General features: G+C 43.3%; 10 protein-coding genes. 8 read left to right on the forward strand and 2 right to left on the reverse strand.

The window, feature by feature from the left end:
* Nucleotides 1-3 precede the first annotated feature (3 nt).
* Together betB and betI are read right to left on the reverse strand one after the other, a co-directional pair.
* Nucleotides 4-1470: a betaine-aldehyde dehydrogenase gene (gene betB / locus SFRI_RS10020; RefSeq protein WP_011637408.1), complete on the reverse strand. Its 1467-nt coding sequence runs from the start codon at nt 1468-1470 to the stop codon at nt 4-6.
* Complete coding sequence (gene betI, locus SFRI_RS10025; RefSeq protein ID WP_011637409.1) at nt 1470-2066, reverse strand: transcriptional regulator BetI; 597 nt, start codon at nt 2064-2066, stop codon at nt 1470-1472. The genes betB and betI overlap by 1 nt, the downstream gene beginning before the upstream one ends.
* Nucleotides 2067-2797: 731 nt before the next feature.
* Here betI and SFRI_RS10030 point away from each other — a divergent pair.
* The 8 genes from SFRI_RS10030 (at nt 2798) to SFRI_RS10065 (ending at nt 13315) form a co-directional block, all read left to right on the forward strand.
* Entirely contained in the window at nt 2798-3004 is a 207-nt protein-coding gene (locus tag SFRI_RS10030; RefSeq protein ID WP_011637410.1) for a hypothetical protein, read from the forward strand.
* An 865-nt stretch (nt 3005-3869) separates the two neighbouring features.
* Entirely contained in the window at nt 3870-4463 is a 594-nt protein-coding gene (locus SFRI_RS10035; RefSeq protein WP_011637411.1) for a tyrosine-type recombinase/integrase, read from the forward strand.
* A 162-nt stretch (nt 4464-4625) separates the two neighbouring features.
* Nucleotides 4626-5729 (forward strand): helix-turn-helix domain-containing protein, encoded by a 1104-nt coding sequence (locus SFRI_RS10040; RefSeq protein ID WP_011637412.1) that lies wholly within the window; start codon nt 4626-4628, stop codon nt 5727-5729.
* Nucleotides 5710-6204 carry a PIN domain-containing protein gene (locus SFRI_RS10045; RefSeq protein ID WP_011637413.1) on the forward strand — a complete coding sequence of 165 codons (495 nt, stop codon included), beginning with the start codon at nt 5710-5712 and terminating at the stop codon, nt 6202-6204. The genes SFRI_RS10040 and SFRI_RS10045 overlap by 20 nt, the downstream gene beginning before the upstream one ends.
* A gap of 55 nt (nt 6205-6259) precedes the next feature.
* Complete coding sequence (locus SFRI_RS10050; protein WP_011637414.1) at nt 6260-7831, forward strand: type I restriction-modification system subunit M; 1572 nt, start codon at nt 6260-6262, stop codon at nt 7829-7831.
* Nucleotides 7828-9048, forward strand: coding sequence for a restriction endonuclease subunit S (locus SFRI_RS10055; RefSeq protein ID WP_011637415.1), 1221 nt, complete (start codon nt 7828-7830; stop codon nt 9046-9048). Before SFRI_RS10050 ends, SFRI_RS10055 begins: the two co-directional genes overlap by 4 nt.
* Nucleotides 9049-9136: 88 nt before the next feature.
* Nucleotides 9137-10138 (forward strand): Fic family protein, encoded by a 1002-nt coding sequence (locus SFRI_RS10060; RefSeq protein ID WP_011637416.1) that lies wholly within the window; start codon nt 9137-9139, stop codon nt 10136-10138.
* A gap of 63 nt (nt 10139-10201) precedes the next feature.
* Entirely contained in the window at nt 10202-13315 is a 3114-nt protein-coding gene (locus SFRI_RS10065) for an HsdR family type I site-specific deoxyribonuclease (RefSeq protein WP_011637417.1), read from the forward strand.
* Nucleotides 13316-13344 lie beyond the last annotated feature (29 nt).

Here is a 13344-nt window from a genome sequence, read left to right on the forward strand (position 1 = left end):
CTCCTAAAATGGGCTTTCAAGTGACTGCATACCAACGTAAACAGCTTTTATTTGGGTGTATGCTTTTAATGTTTCAGAGCCATTCTCACGACCAATACCAGACATCTTGTAACCACCAACCGGCATTTCTGCAGGAGAGGCACCATAAGCATTTATCCAACAAATACCGGCTTGCATTTGATGAATAACGCGATGTGCACGGGTAATGTCTTGCGTAAATACCCCTGCCGCTAAGCCTAGGTGAGTACTATTGGCACGCTTAACAACTTCATCTTCATCAGTAAAGGTAAATACTGACATCACAGGGCCAAATATTTCTTCTTTTGAAATCGTCATCTCATCAGTGCAATCTGTAAATACCGTCGGTGCCACAAAGAAACCATTAGGTGCATTGTCAGGCGTTAATGCTGTTCCGCCTGTTAATAAGGTGGCGCCTTCTTTTTTACCGATTTCAATGTAGTCGAGTACTTTTTGTTGATGGTCGCGTGATATCAATGCACCAAAATTGGTGTCAGGGTGCATTGGGTCGCCACAAACGATGTTTTGCTCAGTACGTTCTTTTAAACGTTGGATAAAGCGCGGATAAATATCTTGCTGCACAAATACGCGAGTACCGTTGGTACACACTTCACCTTGAGTATAGAAATTAGCTAACATCGCGGCTGATACCGCATTTTCTACATCGGCATCGTTAAAGATAATCAATGGCGACTTTCCGCCTAACTCCATGGTCACTTCTTTTAGTGAACCCGCTGCAGCGGCCATGACTTTTTTACCTGTTCCGACTTCGCCCGTAAATGACACCTTAGCGATATCTTCATTGGTGGTTAGCCATGCGCCAACTCTACCGTCACCTTGAACAACGTTAAACACGCCATCTGGCACACCCGCTTGAGTGAATATTTCAGCCAAACGCATTGCGCCACGAGGTGTTTCTTCTGAAGGTTTAAAAATCATTACGTTGCCGCAAGCAAGTGCAGGGGCTGCTTTCCAACAAGCAATTTGTAACGGGTAGTTCCATGCGCCAATACCGGCACAAATACCTAATGGCTCACGGCGAGTATAATAAAAGTCCGCTCCAACAGGTTGTTGATTGCCTTCAATACTTGGGGCTAGACCGGCAAAAAACTCAATAGAGTCGGCGCCAGTAACGATATCGACAACCGAGGCTTCTTGCCATGGCTTACCCGTATCCAATACTTCGCCAGCAGCAAGTTCATCATTTTGTTCACGTAGTAGGGCAACAGCTTTTAATAAAATGCGGCTACGTTCTATCGGCATCATCGCTGACCAAACAGCAAAACCTGCTTTGGCACTCTCTATTGCGGCTTTTTGCACAGACTCGGTGGCTACTTCAACTAAATAGCTGACATCTCCAGTAGCAGGATTGATCACTTCAAATGTTTCGCCAGTACCGTTTGATTGGTATTTTCCATGAATATAATTTTGATAAATAACTAACGATGACATTATTCTACTCCGTTGTGCACGATCACAGCCTTGATAAAGGCTTTAGATAAAATTTGGGCTTGTTTAAAATCTTCTATTGGGGTGGTACTCAACGCACTGCGTAACCAAAAACCATCAATTACTGCCGCTGTTTGCTTGGCTGCACTTACAGCGGCTGCATTGGGTAATAATTGTTTAAACGAAAAAAGCAGGTTGCTGTATAACCGCTGACTATTAATGTTTTGTAATCTTGCTAACCCCGGATCGTGCATCGCTTGGGACCAGAAGCTTAACCATGTTTTTGTCGCGGCTGTTGAACGTTGTAATTCGGTAAAGTTTGCTTCCACGATCATTGAAAGCCTATCTATTGGGGTTAATGTTTTGCCTGACGTTCTTGTCAGTAATGCTTGCTTCAATTCCTCTAATAGAAATTTCTGCGTGGCTTCAATTAACCCTTGTTTACCACCAAAATAGTGGCTGATGATCCCTGATGACATTCCCGCCAATCCACTAATGGTATTAATAGTAGTGTTTTGTAACCCATGACGTTCGATTGACATTAACGTGGCATCTATTAGCTGTTGTTGTCTGACGTTTTTCACTGTAGGTCTTGGCATAAAGGGGGTCCGTTATCTGTATTAAGTGTTGTTAATTGAACGCTCAATTAATAACGATACTAATGATTAGTGCTGTAATTATCAAGTTATAACTTGATATAGATCACAACATTGCAGCAGCATAATGAGATAGGAAATAGCCTGTAAAAAATAAATCATTGTTTCTAATGGTTTATTTTTCACTTTATTGTGGTTAGTGATTTGTTGTAAAAAACGAAGAGATTTTACATCAAATCATTACAGCTGCAGTTATTATTGGCGTTTTGGCTGATAAAGCATCATTTAAATATGGAAATTCTGCTCCCCAAACACCCTAACTCGTGCACATATTGCTTGGCGAGTCATAATCCCTATATTGATTTATTAACGATGGAGTTGTTAGCACATGGAGGGAGGTATATTGATTAAACCTGTTTGTTTTAGACAAATCTTCACCAACATTTTTTGTATGTCACTATACAATCACAGCCTTATTTCTCGCCGACTAATGTTATGGATTAATGTTATGCATATGGGTTATGCATTCTGCTAAGTGTTCCAATGTTCAAAGATTAAGGGTTGAGGATTGATTATTAAGTACTGAGGAGGGCTGTTTGATTCACTCTACAGTCTGAATGATGTCACCAATGATGATCTGGATTCATCATAGAGACATGATAGAAAAACATTAATCATGCTATAACCTTATTTAAAGATTCAAATACCAAGATGATTAGATAAGAGGAATACAGATGGGCAGTTCATCAATGAGCATGTGGAGTGTGCTATTTGGCGCTATAGGCATGGGGTATTTTGTTTATGGTAAGCGCCAAAGGGCGATTGTTCCCTTGTGTGTAGGAATGGCATTAATCGTGTTTCCTTATTTTGTTGCCAGCGTGACCACTTTGCTGATTATGGGAATAATCTTAGTGGCGATACCGTATTTTATCCGGCTTTAGTCGCTGTAGGCATTATTGTTTATCTGTTTTATCACTCAGAGTCATGTATGGCCTAAGTTAGTTTGGAATATGGTCTGTGACCACTAACGTCGTGGCGCTTCACCCACACCAGAGCAAATGGGTAAAGCGCATTGTTGTTTATGGATCAGCCTTTGCGAACCCTCAGCGTTCCGGCAACATTTTCCCAATTGGCTTAAACATCAGATGCGAAAAGGTCGCGACGTAAACTAATCTAGCTTTTGGCCTCGTTTGAATCCTGCTTCGGCCCATCTTGTATTAAGGAGTGAAAATGCTAACGCTAATTTCTTTAACTGCTTCAAGTTCAGAGTTGAATTTGGCCTTTTTCAAGACAAGAAAGCTAACTTGTTTTTGACCCAAAATGTGTTTGGAATATGGCCTGTGGCCACTAACGTCGTGGCGCTTCACCCACACCAGACCAAAAGGAAATCAACGGCTATTCCCTCTTGGATCACCCAGCCGCCCCGCAACATTTTCGCTATTTACAAAACAAGAGCTGCGAAAAGGTCGCCATGGGGTAGATCCAGCTTTTAACTTTATTTTTAGTCAGCCTCGGCCTTATTCGAACATGCTAACGCTTCCGATAGGCCATCCTTGGCCAACGAAAGCTAAGCTCACATCCATGTGAGCTTCACGCAATTTTCTTCAACGTCCTAAAGTTCAGAGTTGAATCACACCATTTCCAAGTCAAGAAAACTAACTCGTTTTTGCCCCATTATTAGCTAGACCAAATACTCTACCTTCAGTTTCTGCTGCAATTTTCAATTGCATATTCTTGCACTTTTAATTTATCGCTCTTCAGCTAAAATTAATAAGGCCATTTCAGTAGTCATACAGGAGATAGCGTATGTGGACGAAGAAAGGTCATTTAACTGGGCAGAAAAAGCCCTTTAAGCTTGAGGATATCTGGCGTATCCGTACCAGGCTCGAAATCGAAGGTAATATTATGGAGTTGGCTCTGCTCAACCTCGCCATCGATTGTAAATTACGTTCATGTGATTTGCTCAGAATGAAAGTTCGAGATATTTCATCGGGTGGTGTTATTCAAAATAGAGTTCTTTATCAACAGAGTAAAACGGAACGTGAGGTTCAATTTGAAATAACTTCTCGTACAGCTCAATCATTAACACAGTATTTAATGCAAAGTGGCTTATCGTCATCAAGTTATATATTCCCTAGCCCTCGTAAGAACGGGAGACCTATGAGCTATAGCTGCTATGCAACTATAATTCGTCGCTGGGCGTCACAACTTGGTTATGACTATTACCTGTATGGTACTCACTCTATGCGAAGAACAAAGGCAACCTTGATCTATGCACGAACGAAAAACATCCGAGCCGTACAGCTATTGCTTGGTCACGCCAAGTTGGATAACACAATTCGTTATTTAGGGGTAGAGATGGAAGATGCCCTTAATATATCTGAGGATATAGAGTTGTAACATTATTGTGTTAAAGCCATGCGCATGAGCAGGTGGTAGATTGGATAATGAGCAAAATGGAGAGTTCGGGACTGCAAATTAGATAGCAAATTAAGGCAATTCGGTTTATATTAATCACAGTTTTGTCAATTTTATAAACCAAGCCATTGCTGAGAGGATACCATGTTTGCAGAGCGCCTAGAACGAGCCCGCAAGGCTGCCGGGCTATCAATGAATGCATTAGCCAGCGAAGTTGGCCTATCCGCTAACGCCATTAAAAAGTACGAACATGGCACGACTATGCCCTCTTCTTCAAATCTACTTAAGCTTGCAAAAGCGCTAGATGTGCGCAGCGAGTACTTCTTTCGGCCGACCAAGGTGAAGTTAGAGGGTGTTGAGTACCGCAAGCGTGCGAGCACACCAAAGAAAGTGTTAGACCGAATCAATGGTGACGTATTAGACCAAGCTGAACGTTGGCAAGAGCTTTTAGAGTTGTATCCCGACTCAGTGAAGCCTATCCCTGAGTTTGCTCTACCTGATGAACTTCCAGAACAAATCTTTAGCTTAGAACAAGCGGAAGACTTGGCTATTCAGATGCGCCATGCTTGGGAGCTAGGGCTAAACCCTATTCACGATATGATCGATACCCTCGAAGCTAAGGGCGTGATGATTATTACCACGGATGTGGAAACAGATAAGAAGTTTGACGGTTTAGCGGGCAAGATTGGTAGCACTCCTGTAGTGGTGATCTCTACCGCCCAAAGTGGTGACCGTCAGCGCTTCACCTTGGCCCATGAACTTGGGCACTTAGTCGTGCATGGTCGTTTAGCTGAAGGGATTGATGAGGAGAAGGCTTGTAATGCCTTTGCTGGTGCATTTCTTTTACCTACCCAATCACTTATTGAATACTTGGGTGAAAAGCGCCGTCATATTGAACCACGTGAATTACTGATGCTAAAGCACGAATACGGTATTAGCATGCTAGCGGCACTGTTTCGAGCTGGCCAATGTGGAATAATTACGCCTGCGACTCAGAAAAACCTACTTATGCTGTTTAGCAAAAATGGCTGGCGAACGGAGGAGCCAGGAAAAGCATACCCTCATGAATCGACTTATCTACATAAGCAGTTGGTATATCGTGCTTTAGGTGAAGAATACATAGGGGAGTCAAAAGCTGCAGAGTTACTTGGCATGTCTGTTTCTAGCTTTCGTAAAGAACGAAAGTTGGAGGTGTCGACTCAAGCACAGTTAGCTCAGGAGGCTAGCCGTGCAGCAGCTGCTAATTAGTGATGCCAATATCCTCATTGACATGGAAGAAGGTGGTTTACTGGAAGCAATGTTTCAGTTGCCCTATGACTTTGCAACGCCAGATATTCTTTTTGTTGAAGAACTTGAAGAAGATCATCCCCACCTTCTGGATTTAGGGTTAGCGCTAAAAGAGGTTTCTGCAGAATCAATGATGTATGCCATGCAGCTAACGGGGACCTATACCCAAGCGAGCCGAAACGATTGTTTTGCCCTTGCTTTAGCAAAGCAAGAACAGTGTCCTTTACTGACTGGTGATATGGCACTGAGAAAAGCAGCAGAAAAAGAAGCTGCCATTGTTAAAGGCACAGTTTGGCTAGTAAGCCAACTGGTGGTTCATCAGCAAATCAATACCGAACAAGCGCGAGCAGCCTATAAGCAGATGCAAGCCAATGGCAGGCGTCTACCTTGGCATATCGCAGAACAAGCTTTAGTAGAACTAGAGCAAGTAAATTAATAATTAATAGGTTGCCCTCATAAAGTGCAATTTAGAACGATCAGGAATTCTAATAATGACAAGTTTACAACAACGTGCCGAACTTCAACGCCAAATATGGGCGATTGCCAACGATGTGCGAGGCTCAGTGGATGGCTGGGATTTTAAGCAATATGTATTGGGTACGCTGTTCTATCGGTTTATCAGTGAGAACTTTGAGCTTTACATTACTGGCGGTGATGAAAGCGTTAATTATGCTGCCATGGACGACAGTGATGAAAATATCATAGCGGCAAAAGATGATGCCATTCGTACAAAAGGCTATTTTATTCTTCCTAGCCAGTTGTTTAGTAATGTTGCTGCCAATGCACACAAAAACGAAAACTTAAATACCGATTTAGCTACTATTTTTGCTGCAATTGAAAACTCAGCCAATGGCTATGATTCAGAAAAAGACATCAAAGGCTTGTTTGCGGATTTTGATACCACCAGTAATCGTCTGGGTAATACGGTAGAGGCAAAAAACAAACGCCTAGCCGCTGTGTTAAAAGGCGTGGCAGGTTTAACCTTCGGTAATTTTGAAGGCGGTTTTGAAAATAATCAAATTGACTTATTCGGTGATGCTTACGAGTTCCTGATTTCAAACTATGCCGCTAATGCGGGTAAATCCGGTGGCGAATTTTTTACCCCTCAGCACGTTTCAAAATTGATCGCACAGCTCGCCATGCACGGCCAAACCAGTGTCAATAAAATCTATGACCCTGCGGCGGGTTCGGGCTCGTTGCTGTTACAAGCCAAAAAGCACTTTGATGCGCATATCATTGAGGATGGATTTTTTGGTCAAGAGCTCAACCACACCACCTACAACTTGGCGCGTATGAATATGTTTTTGCACAACATTAACTATGACAAGTTTAATATTCAGTTGGGTGATACCTTAACCGAACCACACTTTTTAGATGACAAACCCTTTGATGCCATTGTCTCTAACCCGCCTTATTCGGTGAAATGGATTGGCAGTGACGACCCAACCCTAATCAACGATGACCGCTTTGCGCCCGCAGGTGTACTTGCGCCCAAATCAAAAGCCGACTTTGCCTTTGTGCTGCATGCACTGAGTTACCTATCAAGCAAAGGCCGCGCAGCCATTGTTTGCTTCCCCGGTATTTTTTACCGTGGTGGTGTTGAGCAAAAAATTCGTCAATACCTTGTAGATAATAACTACGTTGAAACCGTGATTTCATTGGCACCAAACCTGTTTTTTGGCACCACCATTGCGGTGAATATCTTAGTGCTGTCTAAACACAAAACCGACACCACCACCCAGTTTATTGATGCCAGTGGCCTGTTTAAAAAAGAAACCAATAACAACACCCTAAGCAATGAGCACATTGAGCAGATCATCAAGGTGTTTGCCAACAAAGAAAACGTAGATCACTTTGCTAAATCCGTTGATTTGGATGTTATCGCAGGCAACAGCTACAACCTTTCGGTGAGCAGTTATGTAGAAGCGAAAGATAATCGCGAGTTAGTGGATATTACAGAGCTTAATGCCGAGCTTAAAACCACCGTTGCTAAAATTGATGCGCTTCGCCGTGATATTGACGCCATTGTAGCGGAAATTGAGGCTGAGGAGATTGAGGCATGAGTCAGTTGAACTATTTAGAGAAACTGCTGGATGGGGTAGATGTTGAGTGGAAACCATTAGATGACATTTCTGTAAAGATTTCTTCTGGTGGTACACCAAAAACAGGTGTTGCCGAATTTTATGATGGTGATATTCCTTGGCTGCGTACTCAAGAAGTTAATTTTGATGAAATCTGGGATACTGGCGTAAAAATTACTGAAGCTGGAGTTGATAACTCAAGCGCAAAATGGATTCCTGCAAATTGCGTTATTGTAGCTATGTATGGAGCAACGGTTGGGAAAATTGGCATTAACAAAATTCCTATGACCACAAATCAAGCATGCGCGAACATACAACTAGATGGGAATATAGCTAATTACCGATATGTGTTTCATTTTTTATTAAGCCAATATGAATATATAAAGTCACTCGGGTCTGGCTCGCAGACCAATATTAATGCGGGAATAGTAAAAAAACTTGTAGTCCCCATCCCATGCCCAAATAACCCAGAAAAATCGCTGGCAATACAAGCTGAAATAGTGCGTATTCTGGACGCATTTACCGCCATGACCGCCGAGCTGACCGCCGAGCTTATCATGCGGAAAAAACAATACAACTACTACCGCGACCAGTTGCTAAGTTTTGAAGAGGGTGAAGTTGAGTGGAAGACGTTGGGCGACCTTGCAGAAAATCTGGACTCAAAGCGTAAGCCTATAACCAGTGGTCTGAGAGAAGCTGGCGAAATTCCATACTACGGTGCATCTGGTATCGTCGATTATGTCAAGGATTACATATTTGACGGTGATTACTTATTAGTCTCTGAGGATGGCGCAAATTTATTAGCCCGTAATACGCCTATAGCATTTAGTATTAGTGGTAAAACATGGGTAAACAATCATGCTCACGTGCTTAAATTTGAAACTTACGCGGAGAGGAAGTACGTTGAATACTATCTGAACAGTATCGACCTAACTCCTTACATTTCTGGAGCAGCCCAACCAAAGTTGAATAAGAAGAACTTGGAAAGTATAAATATTCCAAATCCAGCGCCTAAAGAAAAAGAACGCATTGTGGCTATCTTAGATAAATTTGATTCTTTGACCTGTTCAATTAAAGAAGGTCTGCCCCGCGAAATAGAACTCCGCCAAAAGCAATACGAGTATTATCGTGACCTGTTGTTGAGCTTCCCTGCCAGTCCGGCAGGCGGGCCTCAATCTCATTCAGATGAGGCGGCTTAATGAGTAAAACGCTAACGGAAATAGCAGAGTCAGTTATCCGGAAATTCCGGATAACTGTCAACGAAGGTAAGCATAAGGAGGAAGCTTAATGGCCTATCAACCACCTTTTACCATCACCACCGATATTTTGAACTTGGTGGCACAAATCAGCCAGCAGGTGGGTGAATTAAATGCCAGCCAGCTCAATGCCTCGCCGCAACTGCGCAAGCAAAATCGCATTAAAACCATTACCGGTACGCTGGCGATTGAAGGCAATAGCTTAACTGAAGAACAAATTACCGCCATTGTTGAGGGTAAGCCCGTGCTCGGCAGCGTGCGCGAGCTGGCCGAGGTAAAAGGCGCGATTGCCGCTTATGATGCACTGCCTGCATTCACACCCAGCGAGATTTCCGATTTACTCACGGCTCACGGTTTAATGCTGTCAGATATTCTTGTGAATGCCGGTGAGTTTCGCAGTAAAGGCGTGGGTATCCATAAAGGTGGGGTGGTGCACCATGTTGCACCGCCTGCCCATCAAGTATCCGGTTTAATGGCTGATTTAATCCAATGGCTCAAGCAAACAAAAGACCACCCATTGATCGCCAGTTGTGTATTTCATTACGAATTTGAGTTTATTCACCCCTTTGCCGATGGTAACGGCCGAATGGGGCGGTTATGGCAAACGCTGATTTTGTCCAAGTGGCATCCGTTGTTTTTATCTTTGCCGCTAGAAAGTGTAATTAAAGACCATCAGCAAGCCTATTATCACGCCCTTGAGCAGGCCGATAACCAAGCAGACAGTACGCCGTTTATTCATTTTATGTTGTCGGTTATTCAGCAAACGCTGGCGCAAAACGCCTCTGTAAGCGCCCCTCTAAAAGAAGGTCAAAACGCCCCTGTAAATACTCTTATCAATGTAACGGGCCTTAAAACGCCTGAGGCTATTTTAGCATTGCTCAGTAACACGCCCGAGTTAACCCGACAACAACTCGCCGATACCTTGAATAAAGACGTTAGAACCATTGGTCGCGCCATTAGCAAACTACAAAAAGAAGGCAGGTTAACTCGGGTAGGTTCAGATAAAACCGGCCATTGGCAAGTCACTGAATAATGCGACGCCGTGGCTATTTCCATATTGGAACACACCACGGCGAACAAAAAAGGATGTAAACGAATGACAACGTATAAAACGGTTGCTGAATCCAATAACTTTATTGTGTTAGATAAATACGTCAAAAATTGGCAAGTCGCAGAAAGCTTTCAAAGTGAAGGTGATTTAGAACGTGAGCTGATTCAGGACCTAAGCAACCAGGGCTATGAGTATTTACCTGCGCTAACGACACCCGATGCCATGCTGGCGAATGTGCGCAAGCAGCTACAAGCCCTTAATAAGGTCCAGTTTACCGATGCCGAATGGGCGCGCTTTTGCGAGCAGTATCTGAATACACCGAGCGACAATATTCTTGATAAAACTCGCAAGGTGCACAGCGACTATATCTTCGATTTTGTCTTTGATGATGGCCATATCGAAAACATCTACCTGTTCGACAAGAAGACCATTGCTCGTAACAAAGTGCAGGTCATTAAGCAGTTTGAGCAAACGGGAAGCCATGCCAACCGTTACGATGTGACGATTTTGGTTAATGGTTTGCCTTTGGTGCAAATCGAGCTGAAAAAGCGTGGTGTGGCAATCCGTGAGGCGTTTAACCAAATACATCGCTACAGCAAAGAAAGCTTTAATACTGAGAACTCTTTGTACAAGTTCTTGCAGCTGTTTGTGATCTCGAATGGCACCGACACGCGCTATTTTGCCAATACCACGAAGCGCGACAAAAACAGCTACGACTTTACGATGAACTGGGCGAAGTCAGACAATACGCTGATCAAGGATTTAAAAGACTTTACGGCGACTTTTTTCCAGAAAGAGACCTTACTTGAAGTGATCTTGCGTTACTCGGTGTTTGACGTCAGCAATACCTTACTTGTAATGCGCCCCTACCAGATTGCGGCCACTGAGCGCATTTTATGGAAGATAAAGAGCGCGTTTAACGCTAAAGACTGGGCTAAGCCTGAAAGCGGGGGTTACATTTGGCACACCACGGGTTCAGGAAAAACACTCACCAGCTTTAAAGCGGCACGTTTGGCCACCGATTTAGACTGCATCGATAAAGTATTTTTTGTGGTGGACCGAAAAGACCTCGACTATCAGACCATGAAAGAGTATCAGCGCTTCTCACCTGATAGTGTGAACGGTTCAGACAGTACCGCAGGGCTTAAGAGTAACCTGGATAAAGACGATAACAAGATTGTCGTCACCACAATCCAAAAGCTCAATAACTTAATCAAAAGTGAAAGCGATTTAGCTATCTACAACAAGCAGGTTGTCTTTATTTTTGATGAGTGTCATCGAAGCCAGTTTGGTGAAGCGCAGAAAAACCTGAAGAAGAAATTCAAAAAGTACTACCAGTTTGGATTTACCGGTACGCCAATTTTCCCTGAAAATGCCTTGGGTGCTGAAACCACGGGCAGCGTGTTTGGTCAGCAGTTGCACACGTATGTGATCACTGACGCCATTCGTGATGAAAAAGTACTCAAGTTCAAAGTGGACTATAACGATGTTCGTCCGCAATTTAAGAGCATTGAGACTGAGCAGGATGATAAGAAGCTTAGTGCGGCGGAGAATAAGAAAGCCTTCTTACATCCAATGCGCATTCGTGAAATTTCGCAGTATATTCTGAGCTATTTTAACCAGAAAACGCATCGAGCCTATTCTGGCGCTAAAGGGTTTAACGCCATGTTTGCGGTCAGTAGTGTTGATGCGGCGAAAGCGTACTATGAAACCTTCAAAACATTGCAGGCCGAGGCTGAGAATGGACCTACAAGTAAACCTCTGCGCATTGCAACTATCTTCTCATTTGCTGCCAATGAAGAGCAGGACGCCATTGGTGATATTTTAGATGAGAGCTTTGAAGTCAGTGCCATGAACAGCAGCGCGAAAGAGTTTTTGAGCGCCGCGATTAACGATTACAACGCCATGTTTAAATCTAACTATGGCGTGGACAGTAATGGTTTTCAGAATTATTACCGTGACCTTGCCCAGCGAGTGAAGAATCAAGAAATAGATCTACTCATAGTGGTTGGTATGTTTTTAACGGGCTTTGATGCGCCTACGCTTAACACCTTGTTTGTTGATAAGAATTTGCGCTATCACGGTTTGATGCAGGCGTTTTCTCGCACTAACCGCATTTATGATGCAACTAAGACCTTTGGCAATATTGTTACCTTCCGTGATTTGGAGCAGGCAACCATTGATGCCATCACCTTGTTTGGTGACAAAAACACCAAAAACGTGGTGTTGGAGAAGAGCTACAAAGAATACATGGAAGGTTTTAACGATATTGCTACTGGCCAAGCGCGTCGAGGTTTTGTTGATATCGTAAAAGAGCTGCAAGAACGCTTTCCAAACCCAGAAAATATTGAAAAAGAACAAGATAAAAAGGAATTTGCCAAGCTGTTTGGTGAATACCTCAAAGCAGAAAATATTTTACAAAACTACGATGAGTTTGCTGGATTAAAAGCGCTGCAAAGCTTAGATACCAGTGATGAACAAGCGGTTGAAGAGTTCAAGTCAAAGTACTATCTGGACGATGCTGACATCGAGGCAATGCAAGCTATCGATATGCCAAGCGAGCGCGCTATTCAAGATTATCGCTCTACCTACAACGATACCCGCGACTGGTTGCGACGCGATAAAGAAGGTCAGGACAAAGATAAGTCAACGGTAGACTGGGACGATGTGGTCTTTGAAATTGATTTGCTTAAATCGCAAGAAATCAACCTCGACTACATTCTTGAACTGATTTTTGATCACAATAAGAAGAACAAGAGCAAAGAAGGCTTGATTGAAGAAGTCCGCCGTATGATCCGCGGTAGCCTTGGCAATAGAGCGAAAGAGAGCTTGGTGGTTGATTTTATTAACCAGACAAACCTAGATGAGATCAATGACAAAGCCAGCATTATCGACGCTTTCTTCAAGTTCGCCCAGGCGGAGCAGAAGCGCGAAGCCGATGCCATCATTGCCTCTGAAAAGCTCAATATCGATGCTGCCAAACGCTATATTGCGTCATCACTCAAACGTGAGTACGCCTCTGAAAATGGCACTGCACTTAATGAGGCGCTGCCCAAACTTAGCCCATTGAACCCACAGTACCGAACCCAGAAGCAAACGGTTTTTCAGAAAATTGCCGCTTTTGTTGAAAAGTTTAAAGGTGTGGGTGGTCAGTTGTAGTGATATGAAGAGCTCTTTTCACGTAGTTA

This window comes from Shewanella frigidimarina NCIMB 400 (genome assembly GCF_000014705.1).
Lineage (GTDB): Bacteria > Pseudomonadota > Gammaproteobacteria > Enterobacterales > Shewanellaceae > Shewanella > Shewanella frigidimarina.